Source organism: Streptosporangium sp. NPDC000239 (assembly GCF_040300765.1).
Classification (GTDB): domain Bacteria; phylum Actinomycetota; class Actinomycetes; order Streptosporangiales; family Streptosporangiaceae; genus Streptosporangium.
Window position 1 is genome coordinate 240,688 of record NZ_JBEPEI010000011.1, and the last position, 24,598, is coordinate 265,285.

A 24,598-nucleotide genomic window follows, 5' to 3' on the forward strand; every position below is an offset into this window, starting at 1 on the left:
GTGAGCGGTCATCGTCGTCCCCCCCCACGTCGAGAAGGGCCTGGCGCTGGGTTTCGACGATTCGGGCGTCGGCCCCGTGTCGCGCGCCACGGTCAGCGCGAGAACGGTCTCGTGGAGGAAGCCTCCTCATGATCGCTCCTTGCTGCCGCGAGGGCTGTTTCTGTGGATCCAGTCACCCCATTGATAGCGGAGCGTAGTTGATCGTCAACGTTCGGTAATCGACTTCTGGCTGTGGCGCCACGAGGGGGTGCGCGCCCAAGCCTGAACCCTTTCGTGTCGTCGCCGGTCGGAATGGATGGCTCCCCTCGCCGCGGCCGACGTTGACGAAGGCCGGAACTCGGGCCGAAAGGGGCAGACGTCGCGAACGACCCCACGGCCGGGCAAGGATGGGCGGGCCGGCCACACCCTGACCCGAAACCGCGTTCGCCTTTCCTGTGTGCGATCACCCACCCGCCGATGGAGTTCAAAGACGCCGCCGTGCGATACCCGTGCTGGACAGGGCGCCGACCCGCCGCGATCCTTGGCGGGCGGGAGGCGGCGCGTTCCTCTGGATCGCTTCGGTAGCAAAGAGTGACTATTCGTAACGGTCAGTAGTCAAGTGGATGGCAAGGCTCTTTACCGAGATCCATCCGCCCGGCCCCGCCGCATCCCGGGGCCACCCGACAGGAGGAACATCCCATGCGTATCTCCGCAGCACTGGCCGGCGGCCTTCTGGCCGCCGCAGCAGCATTCACAGCTTTTGCACCAGCGGCGTCGGCGGTGGTCGTCACCGGGGATGAGTGCCGCGCTGGAGGCGGCCACGTCCACTGGCAGTCGGTCGGAGGAAACGTCATCAGAGTCACATGTCAGGGAGGCATATACGACGGAGCCGATGTCGACTTGCGCTGGGGTTAAGGCTTGACGGGGCGCGGCACTGCTCTTTGACCGACCGCTGAGCAGACAGCCTGGAGGCGGCCCGTCGCCGCGGCCGGGCCGGTGTCCGCCGGCCCGGGGTCGACGAGGACAAACGCGCCCCGATCCTGGCCCACCGCCAACGCGGGGAATCCATCCGGACCATCTCCGTCGGCGTCGTTCACGAGACTCTCGCAGACGCCAAGGATTCGTAGGCCGCCCGGGCAACCACCCGGATCGGAACGGTGAGTGGCGGTAGGCCGCGCCCCGAGGCCTCACTAACGCCACTGACCGTTCCATTGCTGCTCGACCCCCTGATCGTGGCCGGCACGGGGCGTCCGGCCGGGAACCCGGCACCGTAGGCAACAAGCCGCGGCCGCCGCACAGGTGCCGGCCGCGCAGAAAGATGAGGAATCCGAGGAGTTCGAGGGCTGGTTCAAGCCCTGACCGCCGACGGCCTTTCGAGCGTTTCGGGGGAGCTTCGATCCGGGAGGGCCGGGTCTCCTCGGTGACGCTGCTGCGCCGGTTGGGCAATCAACTCACACAAGAATGGCTTGTATCGGGCGTTTCACAAGATGGGGCGGGTGATCCGCACGATCACGCTGCTGAGGTCCCTGTCGGAACCGGTTTTACGGGAGCAGATCACGGCGATCACGAACAAGGCCGAGGCGTTCCATGGTTACGCCGAATGGCTGATGATCGGCGGCAGGCTCATCGACCATAACGACCCTGGGATGCCCAGGATTTTCCGGGCAGTCGGCTTGTGGGCTGAGCCTGTGCGGCTCGTGGGTGTGAGGAATGCTCGGCGAGTGCCGCAAGGGGTGTGCGGTAGCCGAGTGCCGGGTGCGGGAGCCGCTGGTTGCAGAAGCCCTCGATGGAGCGGATGACCTGCTGCCTGGCCTTGGCGCGGGTGGTGAGGACGAACCGGTCCGGCTACTCGGTTTTGAGTGCGGTGAAGAACGATTCGGCCATCGCGTTGTCGTGGCGGACGCCGGTGTGGCCGGCCGGGCGGTGGATCCGCCGGTTGGCGCAGAATCGGCCGGAGGCGTCGCTGGTGTGGTTCGAGCCGTGATCGGTGGGGAAGACGGCGTTCGGCTCGGCCAGGCCGGTGTCGATCGCCATGCGCGGGGTGTCTTTGACCCGTTCGGTGCGGTAGTGGCCGGCCATCGCCCAGCCGATGACGGTGGCCGGGTAGATGAACCCTTCCCGGTGCGGATATAGGTGATGTCGCCCACCGGTTTGGTCCCGGGCCGGGGTGCGGTGAAGTCCCGGCGGACCGGATCGGGGATGCCGCGGAAGTCGCCCTGCTGGGTGGTGGCCGGCCGGAGCGCCCGCGCCTGGGCCGGGGTCGGTTCCGGCGCGCGCGTCAGCGCCTGGACCGGTTCCGCCGAGTAGTGCTACCCGGTTCGGGGCGGTGCGGCGTGCACGCGGCGGTAGCCGTAGGTCTGGTGGCCGCCGGCGGAGATGCCGGGGATGAGCCTGTTGAGGTGCTCGCGTCGCTGGGCGGTGGCCGGGGCGGGCCGCCGGCGCCATTCGTGGTGGCCCGAGCGGAACATTTACAGTCATCGGCGCATCCGGACGATGCCGCGGCCGGCCTTCTCCGCGTCGATCAGCTCGTATGTGGCGAGCGTCATCGAGTCTCGACGGGGCAGAACAGATGGAGGCAGCAGGCATCGTTGCCCACCGGGGAATGCAGCACAATTGACCCCGCGGCCGCTCGTTGGTGATCGGGCCTCGACAAACCAGATCGTTGACGAGCGGTCGTTCGTGTACGCGGTCCGTTATGAAATCGCGATCAGCGGTCGCTTATGGAGGTCCCTCAAGCACGTCCGACTTGGTCGGCTACACAGAAACCCGTTCCGCAGTCGGTGCACCGTGCGTTGCCGAACAGGTAGGTCATTGCGGCGGCGACGTCGTGCCGTCCGTCGGTCAGGGCAACTTCGTATAGGCGTCTGCCGATGCCGCGCAGACTCTTTGGGTCCGCAGAGTGTAGGGGGGTCTTGGCGACGTCGTCTTCCAGGGCGTGGTCACCGCTGGTGGAGAAGTGTTCGTCGCCACTGATAACGATGAACAGGGTGGTTTCACAGGTAGGACAGGAGACCTCGTACTCTCCGATCACGAGCCCTTCCAGGTTTTCACACCATATTGGGACGCCCTCGAATCCCAGAATGGCCTTGAGCATGTAGAGATAATCGGTGCGGTCATGCAGCACTCGTCGGTGCTCGGTGGCCATCCACAGCAGCTCTGCGATCTCGGTCGCGTACTTCTGGCGAACATCGCCAGCCCCATGTGGTTGGTCGGCTTCTGCCACGATCGCGCCCGCTAGATACAGAGCACTCAGTCGTGTGCCCTCGTCTCTGGCAGCGGTCGCCGTCAGCCAGGGCAGAGCTGCGAAGCTGGCCGAATAGACGGTGCCCTGGTGGCACAAAGCCGACCACAGATCGTTCCAGTCGGCGCTTGGGTCCCTCTCAATCCGATCCAGCAGATTAGGGATGTCCTCGGCAGAGCCATAGGCGTGGCTGAGTTGCGACCAGTCCGTCATGCAGGAATCCAACCAGGTCGATGTGACAGCTGGCCCTTCCCGCCCTGGAACGGATGGCGTGGCATCGTTCCCCCGTATTCGAGCACCGGTGTCCGGCTGATGGCAAGCATCCACGTCGCCTCGTCGAGCACTGCGGCGATCACTCAGGCAGGACGTCCAGCACGCTCTGAACTCGCTCTGAGTAACTCATCACCGAAGGTGAGCCAGAGCCCAACAATCCCGCGCGCAACAGTTACACCCAGACAGGACGACGCAGACGACACACCCCACGATGACCCACCGGCCGATCCGGCGCAGACCTTCGCGGCGCAGGAGCTGTATCGTCGCCACGGCCAGCGCGTCTACGCCCGTACGGCGGTCGATCCGGCCTTCAGCGCAACGATCGCCGCCCAGGCGCAAGCAGTCCGGGACGGGATGCTCCAGTTGCCGGGCCGGTGGACCAAGACGACGCGCAGGGCAGGGGTGAACAGGTATCTGCTCGGCCACGCACACGCCCTGCTGCAGGGACTGCTGGAGACGGCCGCCAACGCCGAGACCAGCGCCACACCGGCCGCACCGCCGGGCGAGGATTGGGTGACGGTGCGGCTGGGGGAGCTGTTCCAGCTCACCTTCGATGAAGCCCTGCTCACCGTGCAGGCGCCGGTTCACCGGTAGCCGCATCCGTTCGCCGCCGTTCCTGCGCTCGCCCCGGCCCGGGGACCACAGGCAAGCCGTCGGTGCTGCCCGCAGGCAAGTCCCTCGTGCGGTGCCCGCACCGCATCGGCGGCCGCAGGCGACCGGGGCCGTCGTGGGCTCAAGCCCGGTCAGGGCTGAGCGTGAGGGCCTGGTCGAGAGCGCGGGTGTGCTCGGGCCCGGCCAGGATGGCCATGGCAGCCTGCTGACGCCGGTGCAGGGCCTTTGCCTGAGCGCGCAGGGCGCGCAACCGGGCGCGCATGCGCAGCCGGCTCCGCCATGGGTGCCAGAGCGCCTGCAGGAGAAGCTGGGTGGTCGCCTCCAGGTAGTCATCGCCAGCAGTGACAAGCGCATCAAGGCTCGCCTCATCCAGGGCGCCGCCGAGGCGCGAATCGATGAGGCGTAAGACCTCGCCCTGGAATGCCTGTTCCTCACCGCCGCCCGCGAAATCCAGAACTCTGCGGGGCACACCTGCCGACAGCGCGCTCACGACGAGGCCATCGAGTGCTTCGCGCAGCGCGCGTTCGGCGTCCATGCCGTCCTCAAGGAGCACCGACAGCCTGAAGTGGTCTGAGACGAGCAGGCGTTTGCCCGCCACGTACCGACCCCCTCGCCCGTTCCCGGCCCCCCTCGGTGCGATGTCGCGGACGCCGGCCCGTACCGCGGCGACGCGCTGCAGCCGCTGCTGCACTTCGGCGCGCAGATGGCGCCGCTCATGGTTACGCGACAGATACGTGGTCACCGCGGCGCCCACGATGCCGCCGGCAGTGGTGTACACCAGATCGATCAACTCAGCCATCGCCACCACCTTCCGGTGCGCCGGACACGCGGTTTTGCGCGAGTGGTTGTCTCCTGCCGTGCGCGCAGAGATCGGGCGCAAGATCCATTCCCGCATTCTCACTGAAACGCCTCACGGAACGCCAATCCGCGGGGATCTGCGCTCCGGCTCGCCTTCGACGAGGGGCTGCTCACCCTGCAGACGCCGGTCGGCCGGTAGGGGCGCGCGCCCGTGCGTAAAGCGCTGCGAAACTCAGGAAAACCCCTCTGCGCGGTCGGCAGCGGGCGTTTGCTGTTGGGGGTGGTGTCGTAGGCGCATCTCGACACCGAGAAGGCCGCTTTGCGCCACCTGTTTGTCCGCCGGCCGAAGGGAAGGGCACGTGAGCAACACGCCATCGCCTACGTTCAGGGACTCCAGCTCGCCGATCCGACCGTCGAACGCGTGTTACTGCTGCTGGCCGAACGCACCAACACCTGGAACCAGGAGCGGCCGTCGGTGATGGGACTGGAGTTGCGCGACGCCGACATCCCGAGGCCTGCCGTCGAGGCGAAGATGAGCGCCCAAGAGTTTCGGCACCTGCCGCGCACGATGAAGAACACGGTCCGGATGGACGTGCTCGAACACAGCGACGGCGTATGGGAGACTCCTACACCGACCGCGCCCCCACCGCCCCGGCGCAGCCCGCCGATGCGCCAATCGGCGCCATCCAGGCGTTCACCATGCCGGGCTGGGATCACTACAGCACCTGGGGCTACGACGCCGGCCTGGGACACCTGTACGCCCCAACCCTTACCTGGTGCCCGGGCGGGTCGTCTTCCTCGCACCGGGCCGCACTGTCTTGCTCGTACTGGGCTTCACCGACGTTGCCGTGTTCCACATGGCGGCCTTTCCCCAAGGCGTCGAATTCTTCGACGCGACGGCTGCTCCCGTAAACGGTCACCTGTGGCCGGATGGATGGCGCCTGGAGATGACGTCCGATGGCGAGGATTATCTGGTCGCAGACGCGGTTGACGAGCCCGGACCGGTTGACGCGCCAGACGAGAAGGCTTGACCGGGCGACCCTGCCTGTAACCAGCAGATCAAGCTGTGGCGTCCGCCGTACCGCCCCCATCTGCAGGCGCGTCCTGCTCGTCGGCGCCGAACAGCGTCAACTGCTCGCTGCCCGGCTCGGCGCTGGTGAGTTTCAGGCATCGGCGGCAGGTGACCGGCCCGCGGTCGGGGTGGGCCGCGCCGGGGTCCCAGCCGCTGACGCCGACCATGCAGGCCGGGCCGGGCATGCGTTCGTCGGCGAACCACTTCGTCATGGCGACCTCGTGCACGATGCCTGACGACCGGACCCGCAGGTTCGAGCCGTCGGCGTAGGCGGCCCGCGCCGCTGCGGCGATCGTCGCCAGGGCGGCGTACAGGTCCGGTTCGTCACTCATCTACAGCCCCACCACCGGATTGTCGGTCCATTGATCGGCATCTTCCAGATACCCCAGCAGGGCGCGGGAGCATCCGCCCAGCCGTCGTGCCGGTCGATGCGCACCAGCAACGGCCCCGTCGTGCGGTCGTGCTCGGCGAGCGCGGTGACCAGGGTGCGGGTGGCTCGCACCGGGCAGGTGGCCGGGTTGGACCCGTACGGCACGGCCGTCTCGATGTACTTCTTGATCTTGCGCCGGTAGACGGTGACCACCAGTCCCTCGGCGGTCTCGGCGACGTCGCCGATGTTCAGCGCGGCCAGTTCCGAGGAGCGGGCGGCGGTGGCGTAGCCGAGCAGCACCAGGGCCGCGCCAGTTGCCCGCCGAGGCGTCTGGCTTCTTCTTCGGCGGGCGCGGCGTCGCCTTGGCCCTGCGGTGGCGCCCGGGCGGATCTCACTCGGCTGGCGTGGGAGGTGCCTACCTGTTCGGACCCGGCCGCGTCGATGAACACCGTGACCGGCGGGCCTGCGCTCGGAGGCCGTGATATACCTGCCGCCCATGGCCATCGCCCGGCCTGGTCCGGTCAGGATGGCGGGGCGGCCAGGACGGCCTTTGCGGCCAGCCGGAGATTCTTGATCATTGGATTCGGGTCGCCCTTGCGGCTGACCAGGACAACCTGGCTGGGGGGAGCACCCTCGATCGGGACGGTGACGAGGTCGGGACGCAGTGAACTGCGCCGATCGCCGACCGGTAGGACGGCGATCGCCCTGCCACCGGCGACGAGTTCGAGCTTGTCCTCGTAGCTCTCGATCGGCGGCACGCCGGCCCCGAGGATCCGGTAGGACGTCCAGTCCGCGGTCTCGAACGCGCACGGCGCCGTCTCTTCGTCGGCCAGTTCTTCCGCGGTCACCGACGCGCGGTCGGCCAAGGGATGGCCGCGGGGGACCACGAGCATCCGGGGCTCCTCGTACAGCGGGGTGGTGAATACGTCGTCGGCGGCGAGCGGCAACGGGGTCCGCGCGATCAGGGCGTCGACGCGCTTGTCGGACAGTGCGCCGACGTCGCGGCAGCTCAGATGCCGGGTGGCGATCTCGGCGTCCGGGTGACGGTGGCGCAGTTCCCGTACGGTGGTGGTGATCACCAGGTCTTCGACGTAACCGATGGTGATTCGTTCGGTCTGGGCTTGTTCACGCACGGCCAGTTCGGCCTGGCGGGCGGCCTGCAGCAGGGCGTGGGCCCGGGGGAGGAATGTCTGGCCGGCCGGAGTGAGCCGGGTGCCCTGGGAGGTGCGGTCCAGCAGTCGTGTGCCGAGATATCTCTCAAGCCGCTGAATCTGGCGGCTCAGCGCCGGCTGGGCTACGTGCAGATCGGCGGCGGCCCGGCCGAAGTGCTGGTGCGCCGCCACCACGGTGAAGTAGCGCACCAGCCGCAGTTCCAGGTCCTGCCCGAGATCGTTCACCGTCACAGGGTACGCGTCATGCTGTTTCGGAATGACCGGTTGCCGAAGGGGTCTTGGACGGCCATGCCGTCCACGGCTTTGACTGAAGGAGCAACGTTTCCCTGAGAAAGCGATAGGCGCGATGAAGGCGATCCAGTTCCACGAGGCGGGCGGGCCGGAAGTTCTGCGGTACGACGAGGTGCCGGTTCCCGAGATCGGCCCGGGCGAGGTGCTCGTCCGGGTGCGCGCGGCGGGCGTCAACCCGCCGGACTGGTACCTGCGTGAGGGGATGAAGGTCATGCCGGCCGAGATGAGGCCGGTGCTGGAGTTCCCCCTCATCCCCGGAACGGACATGTCGGGCGTGGTTCAGGCGGTCGCTCCGGACGTGTCCGGGTTCGCCGTCGGTGACGAGGTCTTCGGCATGCTGCGGTTCCCGGGATTCGACGGCCGGACGTACGCCGAGTACGTGGCCGCTCCGGCTTCCGACCTGGCTCACAAGCCGGCCGGTATCGACTACGTTGAGGCGGCCGGTGCGCCGATGGCCCTGCTGACGGCCTGGCAGTACCTGGTCGATCTCGGCCACGACGTGCCGTCTCCCTTCACCGGCCAGGTGCACCAGCCGGTGGCGATCACGCCAGGGATGACCGTGCTGGTCAACGGGGCCGCTGGGGGAGTGGGTCATTTCGCGGTGCAGCTGGCGAAGTGGAAGGGGGCACACGTCGTCGCGGTGGCCTCGGGACGGCACGAGCAGTTCCTGCGCAAGCTCGGCGCCGATGAGTTCATCGACTACACCACGACGCAGGTCGCGGACGTGGTCAGCGGCGTCGACTTGGTGATCGACACCGTCGGCGGCCCGGACAGTTCACGTTTCCTGACCGTGCTCAAGCGCGGCGGCACCATGCTTCCGGTGTTCTTCGCCCAGTACGATCCGGAAGAGACAGCGCGTCTTGGCATCACCGTCTCGAACATTCAGGTGCGTTCCAACGGCCCCCAGCTCGCCGAGATCGGGCGCCTGTTCGACGAGGGCAAGCTCCAGGTCGGGGTGGACAGCACCTACCCGCTTTCCGAAGCGGGCAGCGCACACACACGAGCCGCGCAGGGCCACATCCAGGGCAAGATCGTGCTGACGGCGTTCTCGTGATCGCCGACCTCCAGCAGGCGGTGGCGCGCTACGCCCATGCCCTGGACGAGCTGAATGCGGCCGAACTGGAAGCGGTCATGACCGAGGACACCACCTGGACCTTCACGATGCCCGGACAGGGGGTGCTCGGCCCGGTCGCCGGACGCGCGGCGGTGCTCGACTTCATCCGTGACGGGCATACGGCCCAGACCGGAAGGGTGCGGCACCACCTGGGTAACGTCGTGGTCACGACGACGGACGCCACCACCGCCGAGGTGCGGGCCTATCTGCTGCAGACGAGGAACACCGGCGAGAGCGTCCAGATGATCTCGACCGGGGTCTACACGTTCGGCCTGCGACGATCCGGCGGTAGGTGGCGGATCGCCGAGCTCACCCTGACGCTGGACAACGCCTTATAGGGCGAGGCCAGCGGATTGCGCCCGGCGATCATCGAATGCCCGCCGACGGCGCCCGGGTACCGATTTGGGCCGACGACGAACAGCATGGCCCTGGCAGGGAAATGATCAGCCGGTCGATGCGCTGTTGAGCGCCGGCAGGCTCGGCTGCCCCAGGCAGATCGACCAGGCGTTCGGGGACAGATCCTTCGACGAGTACCTCACCCCGGCCGTCGAGGAGCGGACGGTGCGACGCGCGCAACTGGAGCCGCTCCTGCACGGCGACCGGAAGACGGCTCACTGGGGCTGTCTCCCATCTCAGACGGGTGCCAAGGCGGTTCTCCACCCAGCGATCACGCTTCTAGCGTTGCCATCGCACGGATTTCGGTTGCGAGCAGGAGGGGCTGATCATGAGTGAGGTGACCCGCTGCGGATTCGTGGGCGGAGCGGCAGTCTCGGCGGAACGACGGCGCTGGGCCTCGGCATGCCGTTAAAGGCGTGGGCTCAGCGACTGGGGCCGGTCCGTATAGCCCCGAATGACCCACATTATGAGGATCTAGCCGTGCGCCGGACGAACCAGCGGTTCGACACCAGACCGGAGTACTTCCACGTGGTCGACTCAGCCCAGCAGGTGGAGAAGGACGGCGCGTTCGCGATCGAGGCGGGCACGACGTTCATGCAGGTGTACCGGACGCTGTACCTGGGCTGGGGGGTGACGATCCCCGGAGGCCAGTGCGGCGGGGTGGCGGCCGGCGGCCACAGCCGGCACTCACGCCGTCTGGGCTCGGTGGTCGACTACCCGCACGCCGTGGAAGTCGTGGTGGTGGATCGTTCGGGGCGGGCGCGAACGGTGGTCGCCACGAGGAGCCCGTCCGCCCCCAACCATGACCTGTGGTGGGCGCACACGGGCGACGGAGGCGGGAACTTCGGCGTCGTGACGCGCTACTGGATGCGCGACCCTAAGGCGAAGGGGAAAGACCCCTGTAAGTTACGGCCCGCGTCGGTGCCGTCACGCCCCGACTGCTTCGTTCGGCCGGTAGGCCGGTCGCGGCCCGAACCGTCAACGTGTGTATCGATGACTGATGCGCCATCTCATGACATCGGTTCCTCGCTGTCAGGCTTGGCGGGCGTGGGAGGCGAGGCGCTCGGCGAGCCCGATGACGAGGTCGCGCAGTTCATCGGGGCGCTCGATGACGAACGGCCGGTCGAGTGAAGCGAGTACCGGAGGCAACCAGTCCAGCCGCTCCGCCCGTAGCTCGACACGTAGCCAGCGCTCGGTGACCCGATCCTGGCCTGCCACGGACTCGTACTCCTCCAGGCGCGCCACGCCGGCGGGAAGGTGGGCGCGGATCTGCTCAACTGTCCCGTGGATCCGCAAGGTCACCGCATACCGGTACTCAGCCGTGGCGAACCCTGACAACACACGCTGTGCAGGACCGGGCCCCACGGGCGCTTCGAACGAGCCGGGCAGGGTCCTCGCGTCCACGATGCGATCGAGCCTGAAGGTTCGGTCCTCACCGATCCGGGCGTCCTTGCCCGTGACGTACCACCGGCCCGAATGGGCGACGATCCCGTACGCGTGCAGCGTGCGTTCGCTGCGCCGTCCGTCGCGATCGGTGTATCGGATCGAGACCGGTCGGCGGTGGCGCACCGCGTCGGCGATGGTCAGCAGGACCCCGGCGTCCGGGGCGTCGAAGTCACCGGGCTGATCCGTGAAGGCGAGAGCCTCCAGGAATGTGTCGAGCCGGCGGGCGACGTGCGTGGGCAGGACCCGCCGGATCTTGGCCGATGCCGTCTCGCTTGCTGTGCGCTCCGTCGTCGTCAGCCCGGTGCGGAGGCCGGCGACCAAGCCGAGCAGTACGGCCAGCGCCTCGTCGTCGCTGAGCATGAGCGGAGGCAGACGGCACCCGGGGGCGAGTCGGTACCCGCCGTAGCGGCCGCGCACCGACTCCACGGGCACGTCCAGGTCGATCAGCTGGTCCACATACCGCCGTACGGTGCGCCCATCAACGCCGAGCCGGTCGGCGAGTTCGGCCACCGTCCGGGTGCCGCCTGACTGCAACAGCTCCAGGAGTGTCAGCACGCGGCCGGTGGGTCGAGGCATGCTCTCAGCCTAATGCGAATACAGGACCGATTCTGTCCACTATTTCTCCTAGCCTGCGGAGTGCACGACTCCAGCACAGCCAAGGAGATCCCATGGACTTCGTCTCGATCCGCATCATCACCGGCGACGTCGCGCGCCTCGTCGAGTTCTACGAGCGAGCCACCGAGGTGCCGGCGATGTGGGCCACCGAGGACTTCGCCGAACTCAAGACCCCCACCGCCACCCTCGCGATCGCCGGCACCCGCACCGTTCCGCTGTTCGCCCTGGGCTCTGCTCGCCCAGCGGACAATCACAGCGTGATCACCGAGTTCCTCGTCGACGACGTGGACCGCGTTCACCAGAACCTGACCGGCTTCGTCACCGACTTCGTCACCGAGCCCACCACGATGCCCTGGGGCAACCGGTCGCTGCTGTTCCGCGATCCCGACGGCAACCTCGTCAACTTCTTCACCCCCGTCACCCCCGCGGCCATCGAAAAGTTCGCACGTTGACGCCACGCATGGCCGCTCGTCCGGGAGCCCTGAGATCCCAATGAACAGCCACCGGCGGGGGTACCGAAACACCGCGCCGCCCATGCCACCAAACGTGACCGGGAAGGTCGGTTGTACATGCACGACCACGGCGGCCGCACGCCGCCTTGAGCGGGAAACCGCCGATCAGCCGGACATCCGGCAGCCACCACCGTGTCACGCTCGAGCAGCCGCCGGGGCCGCTCGACACCTTCCCCCAGCGGCTGACCACAGAGGACGTCGTGGAACCAACATCCTGAGACACCGTGAAATCTGGACCGGCGACAACCGTGTCCAGTGGCACGGGGACAGAAGGTGGCAGCCCGAGGGCGGGATCAATCCGTGGACCAGCTTCACCTTCCCGAACCACCCGGGCGGGGCCAGCGTCCAAAGGATCAGGATCATGTGAACTTCCGGCGATGATCAGGGGCGGCGATCCTGCCCGATCGCCGGACCGCCCAGGCGGGGTGCCGTCAACCAATGCGCCACTAGGAGTTGTCTCAAAGTGAGGTCAGCAGCCAGTCGTTGATGATGGCGATGTGAAGGCTGGCCTCGTAACGGGCGGCGAGTTTGTCGTAGCGGGTGGCGGCGCCGCGATGGCGTTTGAGCCGGTTGATGCCGCATTCGACGGCGTGACGAGCGCGGTAGTCCTCGCGGCTGAACAACGGCGGGCTGGGTGAGCAAGGCGCGGGCGTTCCGGACCTGCTCGGGGTCATCGCGGGCGGGCGGCCGAGTCGGGCGCCGCGAGCCTTGGCGGCGGCCAGACCCTCATGGGTGCCTTCCACGATGAGCTCGCGGATGAATTCGGCGAGCGCGGCGAAGACGTGGAAGACGAGGCGGCCGCCGGGGGTGGCGGTGTTGAGGGCTTCCTTCAGGGACTGGAAGGCGGCGCGGCTCGGTGACGATCGTGATGAGGTCGGCCAGGGAGCGGGCGAGCCGGTCGAGTGAGGGAACGACCAGGGTGTCGCCGGACCGCAGGGGGTCCAGGGCCTTGGTGAGCTCTTCGCGGTCGGTGTTCTTGCCGCTCAGCTTGTCGGCGAAGATGCGGATGCGGCTGGCGGCTTCGAGCGCGTAGGTCTGCCGGTCCAGCCGTTGAGCACAGGTAGAGACCCGGGCATAGCCGACAAGCGCTTTGGAGAGGACCGCGGTTTCGGAGCCAAGGAAGTCGGCGGCGGCTTGGCGGGCTGCGGCAGGAGCCGAGCCGGCGATCGCGGATGTATGGGCGTCATGTTGCCACGTCGCTTGACCCTGACGCAGGGTCAAGCTTTCAGCATGGTGGCATGACCACGGAAACCAAGGCGATCGAGGTCGCCGAGCTGTACGACGAGCACAACAATGATGGAGGGCGGGCGGAGAGAGGCGACAGGACGATCCGGCGCTTCACGATCCACCACGACGGCGTCACAATCCCGGTGTCTCGCGGCGGTCAGGGACGACCGCTGGTCCTGTGCCCTGGCCTAAGCTCGACCCAGGCCCACCTGCGCGAGCTGATCGAGCTGCTGAGACGCGATCACGACGTGGTGACCTTCGACCTGCGGGGGCATGGCCTCGCCTCGGCCGCCGACCGGTACTCCTTCGAGGACTTCCTCAATGATCTCGTCGCGGTGATGGCGGAGCTGGGAAACCTCGGCCTCCCGACAGCGCCCGTACTGGTGGGCTACTCGCTGGGCGCCGACCTGGCCGTGCACTATGCCTCCGAGCATCCTGACACCGTCGCCGAGCTTGTTCTCATCGACGGGGCGAACCCGGTGCCCGAACCGTTCATCACCGAGGCAGCCCGGCCGGCGTTCCGCGCCATGTGGGAGGACCTGGCGACTCAGCAGGAGGCCGAGCGGGGCACCGCGCGTCAGGTGCTGCTCAGCGCCCAGGAGATTCTCGACCTGAACATCGAGATCGACGTGATCCGGTCCGAGATCCTCGGCCGGTACAGGAACATCGACCGGCCCGTCAGTATGATCATGTCGACCTCGATGGCCGGCGACAGCGGCGAAGGGCCTGCGCCGCGGTTCAACCAGAACTGGCGTGCCGGCGTCGAGCGGCTTGTCCGCGAGTATCCGCACATTGCCACCAGCTGGATCGACACCGATCACCAGCTGGTCTTCACCCATGCCTCGCACATCGCGCAGATCATTCTTGATGCACCGGTCTCATCCGGTCGGGCGATCTCTTGAGCGGTTCCTGGAGACTGGTCTGATGGTGACCATCGGCGAGCTGGCGTCGTACGCGGGGGTGACGGTGCGTGCGGTGCGGCACTACCACGCCAAGGGGCTGCTGCCGGAGCCTGAACGGGATAACTCCGGTTACCGCAGATACGACGCCGGCGCCGTGATCGAACTGATCAAGATCCGGACCCTCGCCGAGGCCGGGGTTCCGCTGGCGCGGGTGCGGGAGCTGCTACGGGCCGGGCAGGAGGAGTTCGCCGCGGCGGTCGCGGACATCGACAGGCAGCTGCAGGCGGAGATCCGGGAGAGGCAGCGGCACCGAGAGCGAATCGCCCGGCTCGCCTCCGGGGACAGCCTGGTCCTGCCCCCGGAAGTGGTCGAGTATCTCGACCGGATGCGGGCGCTCGGGGTCGACGAGCGGATCGTTCAGGCCGAGCGTGATGGCTGGATCCCGCTGGCCGCGCACTCACCCGAGCGAGTCCCGGAGTGGATGGCACGCAAGCGGAAGCAGCTCGACGATCCGCGGCTGGTCGACTTCTATCTCATCCTGGGCCAGGCCCTTGACCGGGCCGACGACGATCCGCGGCTGATCGAGCTGGCCGACAAGCTGGCCGCCTATCTCACGCGTATGGCCGACGAGCGGGGCGAGGACTATGTCGACGACATCGATATCGAGCTGCCGCTCGTCAAGCTGATGGACACGCTGGCGTTCGCCACTGTGCCGCCGGCGCGCCGGCTGATCGAACTGCTGAAGCAGCGAGGCTGGACGGGCTGGACCAAGCTCGAGCGCGTGACCTCCACACCGGGCGCGACTTCCTAGTAGCGCCAATACGCGCAGGAAGACGCCACAGCGCGGCGGTCCGAGAGCTATCGGTGATGGCGGGCGGGGTACTGCTGGGCGGCTTGGTCCAATCGCAACAGCAACCCAGCGACGGACTGCCCCTCCTCCGCTAACCTGACTTTAGGCCTAAACTTGAGGAGGATGGCATGACACGTGTGATCGTGGTCACCGGCGGGGGCACCGGCATCGGCAAGGCGATCGCGGCGCGCTTCGCGGCGGACGGAGACCAGGTGCTGATCATCGGCCGCCGCGCCGGCGTACTGGAGAAGACCGCGGAGGAGATCGGCGGCACAGCGCTGGCGGCCGACCTGAGCGATCCGGCCGAGGTCGCACGGGTGCGCGCCGCCCTGGCCGAGCGCTTCGGCGTGATCGACGTGCTGGTCAACAACGCGGGCGGCAACATCGAACGGCACGGCGGGTCCGGCGGAGTCGCGGAACGGTGGACGAGCAACTTCCGGGCCAACGTGCTGACGGCGGTGCTGCCGACCGAGGCGTTCCGCGATCTGCTGAACCCGTCGGGCCGGATCGTGTTCATCACCTCGATCGCGGCCTTCCGAGGCTCGGGTGGCACCTCCTACGGCCCGATGAAGGCGGCCCTGCACCCGTATGTATTCGACCTCGCCGCCGCCCTGGGGCCGCGTGGCGTCACGGTGAACGCGGTCGCCCCGGGACTGGTCGAGGACACCGAGTTCTTCGGCGACACCCTGAGCGAGGAACGCCGCGCGGCGCTCGTCACGCAGACCCACACCGGCAGGGCCGGGACACCGGGGGACATCGCCGAGACCGTGCACTGGCTCGCCTCGCCCGGCAGCGGGCACGTCACCGCGCAGATCATCCAGGTGAACGGCGGCGCCGAGCGTGGCCGCTGAGCCGCCACGCGACGGCGCCGATGCCATCCAGGACGCCTGGCGGCGCGAACTACCGGGTGTTCCGGTGGAGTCGATCGGGATCGTCACCCGCGTCTGGTGGGCCGCCAAGGTTTTCGGCGACCAGCGCCGCCGCACCCTCGCGGCGCTGGGGGTGGACGTCGCGACGCTGGACCTGCTGTCCACGTTGCGGCGCTCCGGCCCGCCGTACCGGATGAGCCCGGGGGAGCTGGCCGGGGCGTGCATGGTGACGCGCGGCGCGATCACCCAGCGTGTGGAGCGGGCGGTCAGGGCCGGGCTGGTCGAACGGACCGCTGTGGGGTCGGGCTACCACGCGCGCGCGGTCACCCTCACCGAGGCGGGCGGAGCCCTGCTCGACCGCGTCGTCGCCGATCTGCTTCTCACAGAGGACCGTCTCGTCGGCCATCTCGCCCCCGAACGCCGTGAGCTCCTCGCCGACCTGCTGCGTGAACTGCTCGCCGGACTCGACGGCCCGGATCCGACCGGACAGGTCGGAGACTGAACTCCAGACTTTTGGGCTGATGACACTTTCGTTGAGACCGTGCTGCCGCTGCCCTACGGCTCACACGGCTCAGGACTCCCGAAGCTGCGGTGAGCCGCAAAGTAGACGGGCTGATCCAGCTCGGCGCGGGTTTCCGTACCGCTCGTCAGAGCCGGACTTCGGCGACCCGTCCCGGGCCGGCGTCGAGGACCGGATCAGCGGAGCGACCGGAGTCAGAGCCGTGACCTGGGGCGACGCGATTCCGCTGACCGACAGAGTCGTAGTCCTGTCCGGTCGGCCTCCTGCTTTGCCCCTGGCCGTAGCTTCGGGAGTCCTGGGCCACGTCGGCGTCGTGTGCCTGGCGACGTGACCTCTGCGGCCGGGTCGCGGTCATGACGAGGCCGGTGCCGCCGCGCCGGACGTCAGAGCCGCCTGTACGATGCGGATCGCCTCGCCCGCGTCGAGGCCGACGCTGGCGATCACGGCCGCGTACTCGGCGGCGGCCCGGCGGGCCCGCTCCCGGCCCTCCTCACCGGCCGCCGACACGAACGAGCCCGCCCGCCCGCGCGTCTCGATCAGCCCCGCCTCCTCCAGCTCCCGGTAGGCCCGGCCGACCGTGTTGACGGCCAGGCCGAGATCGGCCGCCAGGTGGCGGATGGTCGGCAGCCGGGCGCCCACGGCCAGCGTGCGGTCCTGGATCTGCCGGGCGAGCTGGGCCCGCAGCTGCTCGAACGGCGGCACCGGCGAGGCCGCGTCGATGACGATCATCGGGTGCTCATGGCCCGCCGGGCCACCGTCGCGCTCGACGGCGTCCTGACGCGGAGGGCGATGCACGCGACCATGCCCAGGACCACGTTGGCGACCGCGGCGGCGCCCCACCAGCCGGGCGCGGTGCCGAACAGCAGCACCATGGGCAGCGACCACTGCACGCTCGGCGTGGTGAGCTCGCGGGCGTCTTCGACGCGCATGATGACGTCGGCGGTCAGCGACTCCTCATCCTGCGCCACGACCGGGTGCCTGAGCAGGTGGCGCAACTGCATGGCGGTGATGGCCGTCGCGCCGAGCAGGGCGATCAGCAGGACGACGGCCGGCTGCCGCAGGGTGGGGTCGGGAACGGCCAGGGCGCTTGCGGCCAGCGCCATCGTTCCGGCGAACGTGGCGGCCGCGAAGGCGGCGTACGGCCTGCCGAGCACGGCCCGCCAGCCGGGCTGGATCAGGTGGGTGGCCCTGCGGGACAGTGTCGCGCCCGCCCGCTGGTCGACGCGTCGCACCCACCGGTCGAGCAGTGATTGTGCCAGCAGCAGCCCGGCCACCAGCGCGGTCAGGGCCAGCAGAGGCAGTGGGCGATGCGGCGGGGAGCCGCCGAAGGCGGAAGCGGCGGCGAGCGCGCTCGCGATGATCAGCACGGCCGGGATGATCTGAGCGGCCAGGCGGGCGCGTCTGCGGACCGCGAGCCGGCTGGCCAGCAGTGGGGTCGGGCGGGTGCCGGCCAGGTCGTGCATGGCCAGCCACTCGCCTGCCAGTCGCAGATCGGTCGCACGCGTCTGCGGGCCGGCGTCCGGTAACGGTTCGGGGGTCACAGCGCCTCCTTTGTCGCAAGCTTTGTATCAAGATGATGCGTCATAACTTGCGACAAAGTCAACGCCCGACCATTGCGAGATCCCTGCCGGTCGGCGAGGGCGGGTCAGACGGCATGGCCCAGGACTCCCGAAGCTACGGCCAAGGGCAAAGCAGGAGGCCGACCGGACAGAACTACGACTCTGTGCCCGGTCACCGGAACCGCATTGTTCCAGGTCACGGCTCTGACTCCGATCGCCCCGCCAATCCGGTCCCCGATGCCGACCCGGGACGGGCCGCCGAGACTCGGCCCTGGCGAGCGGTACGGAAACCCGTGCTGAGCTGGACCGGCCCGCCTGCTTTGCAGTTCGTCGCAGCTTCGGGAGCCCGCTGACCTGTGGTTAGACCGCTACTTCGCCCCTGGGCGTGGCTTTAGGAGTCCTGGGCCGACTCCGTCGCCCACATCGCAGACCTACCTGACCAGCCTGAGCCGTCACGGGCCCAGCGACTGTGCATCCACCGACGCGCCGCCAGGCCAATTGGGGCTACGTCCGCACAGTCCTCGGCCGGCGCCGACGGGTCTCCGGCTTCTGGACCGGGTGCCGTGGCCCGATCCCACCCTCGATGAGGTTTCCCACCTTCCGAGGCACGGCGCCCGACGCGGGGCCCTGCGTACCAGCGAGCGAAGGGCCCCTCATACCTTCGCGGCGGACTTGTGAATCGTGTGGGGAGCGGCCCAGGAGCACCTGCCCCATCCCGACGCCTGCGAGCCGGGCATGGATGCGGCAGGACCCGGTCTGCGCGGGATCGTCGTCACGGGAGGCGAATGAACCTCGTCGACATCACCACAACCGTAACGGGGATGATCAACAAGAAGAAGCCCGCAAGCGGGCATCGCGGCTATGCGTCGACGGCCTGGTAGACGGTGGTCCAGAAGTCATGGATGAGCCGCGCGGGAGCGGGCACGGACAGTCCGACCTGCGTCAGCAGGATGCCGGTGACCCCGTGGCGCGGGTCGGCGTAGACCGACGTCCCGGTGCCGCCATCCCACCCGAACTGCCCGATCGGCGAGTAATCGCCGCGGTGCGTCCTGACGGCCATGCCGAACCCCCAGCCACCGTGCTGCCCCTGCCCGTACGACAGGTGCACGTTGCTGACAGCCATCTGATGGCGTAGGGCCTGCACCTCGGCCCCCAGCCGGTTGGTGGTCATCAGCTCCACCGCGGGACGCGACAGGATCCGTCGGCCGTGATGGACTCCGCCGGCCAGCAGCATCCGGAAGTAGGTGTGGTAGTCGTCCACGGTGGACACCAGCCCTCCACCGCCACGATGGAACATCGGCGGCTTGCTGAAACTGCCGCCGGCGGCTTCGTCCCACACGTGGAACTCCCCGGTGCCCGGGTCGGGCATGTAGCAGGGCGGCAGCCGGTCGATCGCGGCTTCGCCGACCCAGAATCCGGTGTCGCGCATGCCCAGCGGCTCGAAGACCCGCTCGTCCAGGAAATCGCCCAGCGTCTGACCCGTCACCCGGGCGACGAGCATGCTCAGCACGTCGTGGCTGAGTTCGTACTGCCAGCGCTGTCCCGGCTGGTAGGACAGCGGAATCCCGCCGAGGAGCCGGAGCCATGCGTCGGGGTCGACCGCGGACCCGGCCGCCGGACTGTAGTAGGCGACCTCCATAATCTTCGCGCCGATCGGCGCGGCCATCAGCGGCAGGTCGATCCCGAGCCCGAAGGTCGAGCTCAGCACGTCCCGCACCGTGATCGGGCGATGGGCCGGGACGGTGTCGTCGAGGGGGCCGTCCGGGCGGACGAGCACCTGCCGATCGGCCAGTTCCGGCAGCCATTCCTGCACCGGATCATCCAGCCGGATACGGCACTCGTCCAGCAGCACCATCGCCGCGGCCATCGTCACCGGCTTCGTGGTCGAGGCCATCCGGAAGATCGTGTCCCGGCGCATCGCCGGGCCGCCGTCGTGCCGCATCGTCCCGGCCGCCTCGACGTGGACCTCCTCACCCCGGCTCACCAAGGCCACCAAGCCGGGAATCTGCCCGGACTCGACATACCGGTTCAGCAGGCCGCGCAGTCTGGCCATCCCCGCTGTGGTGAATCCGTTACCGACGTCGCTCATCGTCACGCCTTTCCTCTCGCGCGCCTTCTTTTCGCGAGAGCCAGCATCATCGGCCCGCTCAGCAGCGGCAACGCTCAACTCGGCAACCGGCGTTAAGCGATGCTTACCGCCATCGGGGAAGATACGTCCGTGGAACTGCGCGACATCGAGATCTTCCTGACCCTCGCCGAAGAGCTGCATTTCGGTCGTACGGCCCAGCGGCTGCGGCTGACGCCGGCCCGGGTCAGCCAGTCGGTCAAGAAGCAGGAGCGGCAGATCGGGGCGCTGCTGTTCGACCGCTCATCGCACCACGTGGCGCTGACCGCGCTCGGCCGCCGCCTGCGCGACGACCTGCAGCCGGCCTACCAGGCTCTGCGCAAGGGCCTGGACAACGCCCGCCTTACGGCCAGCACCGGGACGGCGGCGGCCGACACCCCGCTCCGGCTCGGGATCGTCGGCGGAGGCCCGCTCGACGACCTGCGCCCGGTCTTCGACGAGTTCACCTCCCGCCACCCCGAGCATCCGATCCAGCTCCGCTCGATCCCGTTCGGCAGGCCGTTCGCCGGTCTGCGCCGTGGCGACCTCGACCTCGCGGTGCTGTGGCTGCCGGTCCGCGAACCCGACCTGGCCGTCGGCCCACTCATGTTCACCGAGCCGTTCGTGCTCGCCGTCGGGATCCGGCACCGGCTGGCGCAACGCGAGTCCGTCACGTACGAGGATCTGGCCGCCGAGACCACCCTGGCCGCCGACGTCCCCGACTACTGGCGCGCCGCGGTGGTCCCGTTCAGAACCCCGAGCGGGCATCCCATCCGTGTCGGACCGACGGTCGCCGACTGGATGGAGCTGGTCGCCATCGTCGCCAACGGCGAGATCGTCGCTCCGGTCCACGCGCACGCCGTGCGCTACCACACCCGCCCCGACATCGCCTACATCCCCATCACGGGCGTGCCCGACTCGCGCTGGGCACCGGTGTGGCGCGCCGACGCCGAATCCGACGTCATCCGCGCGTTCCTCGACGTCATCACCGACCTCGGCCCTCTCCACCTGTAACGGCCGAACGCGAACGCGGCGCCTACCACGCCGTCACCGGAACGATCCGGGTGGCTGGCCCGGCGTGCACGGTCGGTGTCAGCGGCTGGGGCCTGGGCGCCGCCCACCCAGACTGCGGGCCGGTCACCTGTCGCCGGTGCCTGAAACTCACCAGTGCCGAGCCGCTTGCCGAGCAGCTGACGCTGTTCGGCGCCGACGAGCAGGCCACACCTGCAGACGGAGGGAACACCCCTGCCTGATCCACCAGCCGCAGTCAGGCGTTGCTCGATCGTGCCTTCTCCTCTGAGGCGTCGTCGACCGGCCCCGGATCATCAGCCGCGCTGTCTTCGACCAGACGGCCCTCGCCGCCGGACCTCACCTCCAAACGCCATCCATCCGGCCACCTATGACCCTCTAGAGGAACAGCTGTCGCGCCGAACAATCGGGCACCGCCGGTGAAGGTCGCCTCGTCGAACCATGCGTTCCCGCTGAAGGACGCCCTATAGAACCTGGCGCCCCCGGTGAAGGTCGCCCCGACAAAGATCGCCCCTGCGGAGTGGCAGCGGGTGAAGTTCAGGTTGGTGAGGATGGCGCCGGTCAGGTCGACGCACATGCCTTCCCAGAACCGGGGGCCGGCCGGTTCGGCGATGCGCTCACCCGGTGCGCGGTCATCGTGGAGGTGGTCTTCCAGGATGCGCTGGGCAGTGAGGCGAACCTGAAGTTCCTCGTGCGGGTCGCGTCCGGTGGCGGGGGCGGAGGCTCCGGCGATGGCGGCGCGCGGGACGGCGGGCGCCAGGTCCTGCCGGACACCGCCGGGCGACGCCCACGGCATCCTCAGATACGCGCAGATGACGTTGACGATGGTCTGCCGGTGCCCGGGGTTGTCTTGGGCCAGGCGCTCCAGCGCGTACAGGCCGCCCAGCCGTACCGCGGCGGCCTCGTGACCGAGCTGCTCGACCGCCTTCGTGTACAGGTCGGTCACCCGGCGCTCGGTCGCGTCGTGGGTGGTGTGCGCGGCGGTGACCTCCTGGGGTGCTGACGGCGGAAGGCCAGCATCAGCGTGACCGCCGCCCCGACCGCGGCCCCGGCGGCCAGCGCGGTGCGCAGCATCTCCCCCCGCACGCTTCCCACCCCACCTCCGACGCCAGGGCTCGGGGCGGGAACGGAGGCGGCCGGGTCGGCCAGAAGCCACCACAACGTGACGGCGACCACGACGGCCACCAGCACGGTCACGCAGACGATCCACCACAGAGCCGACCGGGGCGTATGCAACGGCGGAGGCGCCACCGTGACGGTTCGGCGAAGGGAAGGACGGAAGCGGCGACGTGGAAGTAACGGCATTGCTTTCATTCCAGCCGTCGCAGCCTGGCCCCGGCCTGATGCCGTCTGATCGTTACGGGAAGCACCTACGCCCGCAGCCTGCGGTTTCAGGAGAAATCGCCTGATCTCGGCGGCCGTGTCTGCCCTGAGGGGTACGGGGTCTGACTACTGGCGGGCTCTCTCACTCAAGATTCGCGAATCCACCCAGCCTCCTCCACGGTCGCCCCTACGAGTCCTTCCGGCCCGAACATGGGGCACCGGACGTGCCCGTTCAGCAGACCGACCAGCACGTCGGTGAAGGTTCCGGGATAGTGCCACCACCGGTGAAGTGTCGTTATGACGACGGTCCACTTTCCCGGGTCCGGGTCGGTGAGCCAGCAGCAGTAGTCTCCGTTGGAGGTGTTACCCCAGGGAAACAGCCCCTGGGGGGCGGGGTAAACGGGGAACGGCGGCGCCGGACGGGGAACATCGCGGTCGTCGACCAGTTCGATCTGGTCGAAGCGTTCCCCCCACCGGCGCATGTTTTCCAGCACGTCCGCCCAGCTTTGAACATACTCCTGCGGGGTTTCGCTGGTTCCGGGATGGCCCACGAGGAGGAACTCGTCGAACTCCAGGGTGGAGTATCTCGAAGCCCAGTCCTTGTAGTCGTCCGGGAACACCAGGCCGGTGCCTTCTTCGATGAGGGTCCAGTTCACGGGTGGAGGCGGAACACGGGATGGCCCGATGATGGCTTCAAGATCGGTGATGCTGCGCATTCAACACATTCTTCTCCGAAGCTGTTGGCCAGGAAGTGATCTTCGCTCATGTGGTGACCCGCGCTTCGCTTCACTGATGCAGGCACCTGCCGGGCGGTTACCGTCACCTCATGGCGCCGCCCGTTCCGAAGGGCTACCTTCCCAGGGGCCGCAGGGGTGTCGGGCGTTCAGCAAGCTCCGCACGGGCGCCGACCCCACCCGATCCAGGCTCTGATCAGATGCTTCCCGGTCGAGGCCGGCCGCTTGCCGAGTGGCCTGGAGCTCGGCCAGTTCGGCGAGCGCGGCGACGAACGGGGTAGCGCGCGGTCGGCGGGCAGCGTGTCCAGCTCCTGCTGCGGGCGCTCGTAGGCGGCTGGGGACACGTCCGGTAGCGCAGGCCCTCACCCAGTTCGGGTCACGGTTCCGTCGAGGGTGCGGACGAAGACCGAGCCGGTGGCTGGGCTGGACTGGTAGTGGTAGGTGGCGGTGGTGACCTTGGTGCTGCCGGCGGCGCACTGGGGGTTGAGCAGGCTGGCGGTGCCTCCCGGGCGGCGGGGATAGTCGCTGCGGGGAGTGATCGTCCAGGTGTAGCCGCGCCCGACGACGGCGGCGGTGCCGTTGAAGGCATCCGGCTGCCCGGCGAAAACGTCCTGGATGCTGCCGCTGATGACCGCCAGGCCGCCGTTGGGCAGGCTCGGGATCACGCCGCCGGGCACCAGGGCGATCCGGCGCTGGCCATAAGGGCCGCTGCGGCCGTTCCAGAAGGTGGCCCGCACCGAGCCGGAGAAGCCCGCGGCAAGGGTGGCCGAGCGCCAGTCGGCCTGGTGGCCGCCGCAACCCGGGCCCTCGCCGACCGCCCGGGCCGCGGAGTCGGCAGCGGGTGCCGCCTCGGCGAAGGAGGAAGCGGCCTGGGCAGGTGTCGGAAAGCCGGGCACGCCGGTCAGGGTGGCCAAGGCGGTGGCCAGGGCCAGGACGGGCAGGGGCCGCAAGCGGCGCATGGGGGCTCCTTTTCTGGGCGAAGGACGTTTCCGCAGCTGATGAGCGGGCGCTCTGCCCGGGGTGTCGTGGGGATCGACGGCAACCAGTCGCTACCTATCGTAGTTAATTGACTACGTTATGGAAATACTTGGGGCCGGCCATACCACCCAGGAGCCACCCCCCGCAGTTCTTCACCCCGGACACCTCTGACCGGCCGCCGGGGGATCGGTACAGATTTTGGCGGTAGAGCTGAGGGCGGAGACGTTTCTCCAGCTCACGGCCATCAGTTCTGAGCTGGCCACATCGGACAGAACCTGGATTCTGTCGGGGTTGCGTCCACGGAGGTGGTGTACGAGTTTGACCTGGCACAGGCATGGCGCCGGGAAATGGTGACGGCCATCGCGTGATCCTTCGAGTAGCGAAGATCAAGTTCGAAAACGTGCGCGTCCTGGTCGCCACGGCCGTGAACGCAGGCGGCAACCGGGAGATCCTCGGGCTGGAGGTCACCTCGGCCGAGAACGGCGCCGGCTGGCTGACGTTCCTGCGGGGCTTGGTGGCCCGCGGCCTGGGCGGGGTGCAGCTGGTCGTCTCCGACGCCCATCCTGGCCTGGTCGAGGCGATCGGCGCGACCTTGGCGGGCGCGTCCTGGCA

The 24,598-nt window shown here is 68.7% G+C and carries 29 protein-coding genes and 1 pseudogene; 13 read left to right on the forward strand and 17 right to left on the reverse strand.

What is annotated here, in order from left to right:
• Positions 1-1,424: 1,424 nt before the first annotated feature.
• Positions 1,425-1,778, forward strand: a complete 354-nt coding sequence (locus ABT340_RS26150; protein ID WP_352013497.1) for a Tn3 family transposase — start codon at positions 1,425-1,427, stop codon at positions 1,776-1,778.
• Between the two features lie 46 nt (positions 1,779-1,824).
• On the opposite strand, the gene ABT340_RS26155 is transcribed toward ABT340_RS26150, so the two are convergent.
• The 3 genes from ABT340_RS26155 to ABT340_RS26165 all read right to left on the reverse strand — a co-directional run bounded on the left by ABT340_RS26155 (position 1,825) and on the right by ABT340_RS26165 (position 3,433).
• On the reverse strand, positions 1,825-2,058 hold the full coding sequence (locus tag ABT340_RS26155) for a hypothetical protein (protein ID WP_352013468.1): 234 nt from the start codon (positions 2,056-2,058) through the stop codon (positions 1,825-1,827).
• 230 nt (positions 2,059-2,288) lie between these two features.
• Positions 2,289-2,447, reverse strand: coding sequence for a hypothetical protein (locus tag ABT340_RS26160; RefSeq protein WP_352013469.1), 159 nt, complete (start codon positions 2,445-2,447; stop codon positions 2,289-2,291).
• A gap of 263 nt (positions 2,448-2,710) precedes the next feature.
• Positions 2,711-3,433, reverse strand: coding sequence for a hypothetical protein (locus ABT340_RS26165; RefSeq protein WP_352013470.1), 723 nt, complete (start codon positions 3,431-3,433; stop codon positions 2,711-2,713).
• 99 nt (positions 3,434-3,532) lie between these two features.
• Here ABT340_RS26165 and ABT340_RS26170 point away from each other — a divergent pair, with 99 nt between their 5' ends.
• Positions 3,533-4,087, forward strand: coding sequence for a hypothetical protein (locus ABT340_RS26170; RefSeq protein ID WP_352013471.1), 555 nt, complete (start codon positions 3,533-3,535; stop codon positions 4,085-4,087).
• Between the two features lie 139 nt (positions 4,088-4,226).
• Here the strand turns inward: ABT340_RS26170 and ABT340_RS26175 are convergent, their stop codons facing one another.
• Positions 4,227-4,904, reverse strand: coding sequence for a hypothetical protein (locus tag ABT340_RS26175; RefSeq protein WP_352013472.1), 678 nt, complete (start codon positions 4,902-4,904; stop codon positions 4,227-4,229).
• Between the two features lie 775 nt (positions 4,905-5,679).
• Between ABT340_RS26175 and ABT340_RS26180 the strand changes: the two genes are divergently transcribed.
• The gene (locus ABT340_RS26180) at positions 5,680-5,934 is read left to right on the forward strand and encodes a hypothetical protein (RefSeq protein WP_352013473.1); all 255 of its coding nucleotides are present in this window, start codon (positions 5,680-5,682) and stop codon (positions 5,932-5,934) included.
• A 28-nt stretch (positions 5,935-5,962) separates the two neighbouring features.
• Here the strand turns inward: ABT340_RS26180 and ABT340_RS26185 are convergent, their stop codons facing one another.
• The 3 genes from ABT340_RS26185 to ABT340_RS26195 all read right to left on the reverse strand — a co-directional run bounded on the left by ABT340_RS26185 (position 5,963) and on the right by ABT340_RS26195 (position 7,742).
• A complete protein-coding gene (locus ABT340_RS26185) occupies positions 5,963-6,307 on the reverse strand; it encodes a hypothetical protein (RefSeq protein WP_352013474.1) in 345 nt (114 codons plus the stop codon).
• Positions 6,304-6,645: a site-specific integrase gene (locus tag ABT340_RS26190; RefSeq protein WP_352013475.1), complete on the reverse strand. Its 342-nt coding sequence runs from the start codon at positions 6,643-6,645 to the stop codon at positions 6,304-6,306. The genes ABT340_RS26185 and ABT340_RS26190 overlap by 4 nt, the downstream gene beginning before the upstream one ends.
• Positions 6,646-6,866: 221 nt before the next feature.
• Complete coding sequence (locus ABT340_RS26195) at positions 6,867-7,742, reverse strand: LysR family transcriptional regulator (protein WP_352013476.1); 876 nt, start codon at positions 7,740-7,742, stop codon at positions 6,867-6,869.
• Positions 7,743-7,863: 121 nt separating this feature from the next.
• Here ABT340_RS26195 and ABT340_RS26200 point away from each other — a divergent pair, with 121 nt between their 5' ends.
• The 3 genes from ABT340_RS26200 to ABT340_RS26210 all read left to right on the forward strand — a co-directional run bounded on the left by ABT340_RS26200 (position 7,864) and on the right by ABT340_RS26210 (position 10,449).
• A complete protein-coding gene (locus ABT340_RS26200; RefSeq protein WP_352013477.1) occupies positions 7,864-8,862 on the forward strand; it encodes an NADP-dependent oxidoreductase in 999 nt (332 codons plus the stop codon).
• Positions 8,859-9,260, forward strand: a complete 402-nt coding sequence (locus tag ABT340_RS26205) for a nuclear transport factor 2 family protein (protein WP_352013478.1) — start codon at positions 8,859-8,861, stop codon at positions 9,258-9,260. Before ABT340_RS26200 ends, ABT340_RS26205 begins: the two co-directional genes overlap by 4 nt.
• 538 nt (positions 9,261-9,798) lie before the next feature.
• On the forward strand, positions 9,799-10,449 hold the full coding sequence (locus tag ABT340_RS26210) for an FAD-binding oxidoreductase (RefSeq protein ID WP_352013479.1): 651 nt from the start codon (positions 9,799-9,801) through the stop codon (positions 10,447-10,449).
• Here the strand turns inward: ABT340_RS26210 and ABT340_RS26215 are convergent.
• Positions 10,351-11,340, reverse strand: a complete 990-nt coding sequence (locus ABT340_RS26215) for a helix-turn-helix transcriptional regulator (RefSeq protein WP_352013480.1) — start codon at positions 11,338-11,340, stop codon at positions 10,351-10,353. The two genes, ABT340_RS26210 and ABT340_RS26215, sit on opposite strands and share 99 nt — an antisense overlap.
• 92 nt (positions 11,341-11,432) lie before the next feature.
• Here ABT340_RS26215 and ABT340_RS26220 point away from each other — a divergent pair, with 92 nt between their 5' ends.
• A complete protein-coding gene (locus ABT340_RS26220; RefSeq protein WP_352013481.1) occupies positions 11,433-11,831 on the forward strand; it encodes a VOC family protein in 399 nt (132 codons plus the stop codon).
• A gap of 518 nt (positions 11,832-12,349) precedes the next feature.
• On the opposite strand, the gene ABT340_RS42500 is transcribed toward ABT340_RS26220, so the two are convergent.
• Both ABT340_RS42500 and ABT340_RS42505 read right to left on the reverse strand, forming a co-directional pair.
• The gene (locus tag ABT340_RS42500; protein ID WP_502992533.1) at positions 12,350-12,724 is read right to left on the reverse strand and encodes a recombinase family protein; all 375 of its coding nucleotides are present in this window, start codon (positions 12,722-12,724) and stop codon (positions 12,350-12,352) included.
• Positions 12,618-13,112 carry a recombinase family protein gene (locus ABT340_RS42505; protein ID WP_502992532.1) on the reverse strand — a complete coding sequence of 165 codons (495 nt, stop codon included), beginning with the start codon at positions 13,110-13,112 and terminating at the stop codon, positions 12,618-12,620. Before ABT340_RS42505 ends, ABT340_RS42500 begins: the two co-directional genes overlap by 107 nt.
• A gap of 17 nt (positions 13,113-13,129) precedes the next feature.
• On the opposite strand from ABT340_RS42505, the gene ABT340_RS26240 reads away from it, so the two are divergent.
• From ABT340_RS26240 to ABT340_RS26255, 4 genes are all read left to right on the forward strand, one after another.
• Positions 13,130-14,020, forward strand: coding sequence for an alpha/beta fold hydrolase (locus ABT340_RS26240; RefSeq protein WP_352013482.1), 891 nt, complete (start codon positions 13,130-13,132; stop codon positions 14,018-14,020).
• Positions 14,021-14,042: 22 nt separating this feature from the next.
• Positions 14,043-14,831 (forward strand): MerR family transcriptional regulator, encoded by a 789-nt coding sequence (locus ABT340_RS26245; protein ID WP_352013483.1) that lies wholly within the window; start codon positions 14,043-14,045, stop codon positions 14,829-14,831.
• Between the two features lie 167 nt (positions 14,832-14,998).
• A complete protein-coding gene (locus ABT340_RS26250) occupies positions 14,999-15,721 on the forward strand; it encodes an SDR family NAD(P)-dependent oxidoreductase (protein ID WP_352013484.1) in 723 nt (240 codons plus the stop codon).
• The gene (locus ABT340_RS26255; protein ID WP_352013485.1) at positions 15,711-16,241 is read left to right on the forward strand and encodes a MarR family winged helix-turn-helix transcriptional regulator; all 531 of its coding nucleotides are present in this window, start codon (positions 15,711-15,713) and stop codon (positions 16,239-16,241) included. The genes ABT340_RS26250 and ABT340_RS26255 overlap by 11 nt, the downstream gene beginning before the upstream one ends.
• 369 nt (positions 16,242-16,610) lie before the next feature.
• On the opposite strand, the gene ABT340_RS26260 is transcribed toward ABT340_RS26255, so the two are convergent.
• The 3 genes from ABT340_RS26260 to ABT340_RS26270 all read right to left on the reverse strand — a co-directional run bounded on the left by ABT340_RS26260 (position 16,611) and on the right by ABT340_RS26270 (position 19,907).
• The gene (locus ABT340_RS26260) at positions 16,611-16,988 is read right to left on the reverse strand and encodes a GntR family transcriptional regulator (RefSeq protein ID WP_352013486.1); all 378 of its coding nucleotides are present in this window, start codon (positions 16,986-16,988) and stop codon (positions 16,611-16,613) included.
• Entirely contained in the window at positions 16,985-17,800 is an 816-nt protein-coding gene (locus ABT340_RS26265; RefSeq protein ID WP_352013487.1) for a hypothetical protein, read from the reverse strand. The genes ABT340_RS26260 and ABT340_RS26265 overlap by 4 nt, the downstream gene beginning before the upstream one ends.
• A gap of 877 nt (positions 17,801-18,677) precedes the next feature.
• On the reverse strand, positions 18,678-19,907 hold the full coding sequence (locus tag ABT340_RS26270) for a serine hydrolase domain-containing protein (RefSeq protein WP_352013488.1): 1,230 nt from the start codon (positions 19,905-19,907) through the stop codon (positions 18,678-18,680).
• 129 nt (positions 19,908-20,036) lie between these two features.
• Here ABT340_RS26270 and ABT340_RS26275 point away from each other — a divergent pair, with 129 nt between their 5' ends.
• Positions 20,037-20,936: a LysR family transcriptional regulator gene (locus ABT340_RS26275; protein ID WP_352013489.1), complete on the forward strand. Its 900-nt coding sequence runs from the start codon at positions 20,037-20,039 to the stop codon at positions 20,934-20,936.
• Positions 20,937-21,189: 253 nt separating this feature from the next.
• Here the strand turns inward: ABT340_RS26275 and ABT340_RS26280 are convergent, their stop codons facing one another.
• The 4 genes from ABT340_RS26280 to ABT340_RS26295 all read right to left on the reverse strand — a co-directional run bounded on the left by ABT340_RS26280 (position 21,190) and on the right by ABT340_RS26295 (position 23,967).
• Positions 21,190-21,897, reverse strand: coding sequence for a pentapeptide repeat-containing protein (locus ABT340_RS26280; RefSeq protein WP_352013490.1), 708 nt, complete (start codon positions 21,895-21,897; stop codon positions 21,190-21,192).
• A complete protein-coding gene (locus tag ABT340_RS26285) occupies positions 21,894-22,148 on the reverse strand; it encodes a hypothetical protein (RefSeq protein ID WP_352013491.1) in 255 nt (84 codons plus the stop codon). Before ABT340_RS26285 ends, ABT340_RS26280 begins: the two co-directional genes overlap by 4 nt.
• Before the next feature lie 272 nt (positions 22,149-22,420).
• The gene (locus tag ABT340_RS26290) at positions 22,421-22,990 is read right to left on the reverse strand and encodes an SMI1/KNR4 family protein (protein ID WP_352013492.1); all 570 of its coding nucleotides are present in this window, start codon (positions 22,988-22,990) and stop codon (positions 22,421-22,423) included.
• Positions 22,991-23,370: 380 nt separating this feature from the next.
• Positions 23,371-23,967 carry a hypothetical protein gene (locus ABT340_RS26295; protein WP_352013493.1) on the reverse strand — a complete coding sequence of 199 codons (597 nt, stop codon included), beginning with the start codon at positions 23,965-23,967 and terminating at the stop codon, positions 23,371-23,373.
• Between the two features lie 416 nt (positions 23,968-24,383).
• On the opposite strand from ABT340_RS26295, the pseudogene ABT340_RS26300 reads away from it, so the two are divergent.
• A pseudogene (locus ABT340_RS26300) lies at positions 24,384-24,598 on the forward strand (transposase); the annotation flags it as partial.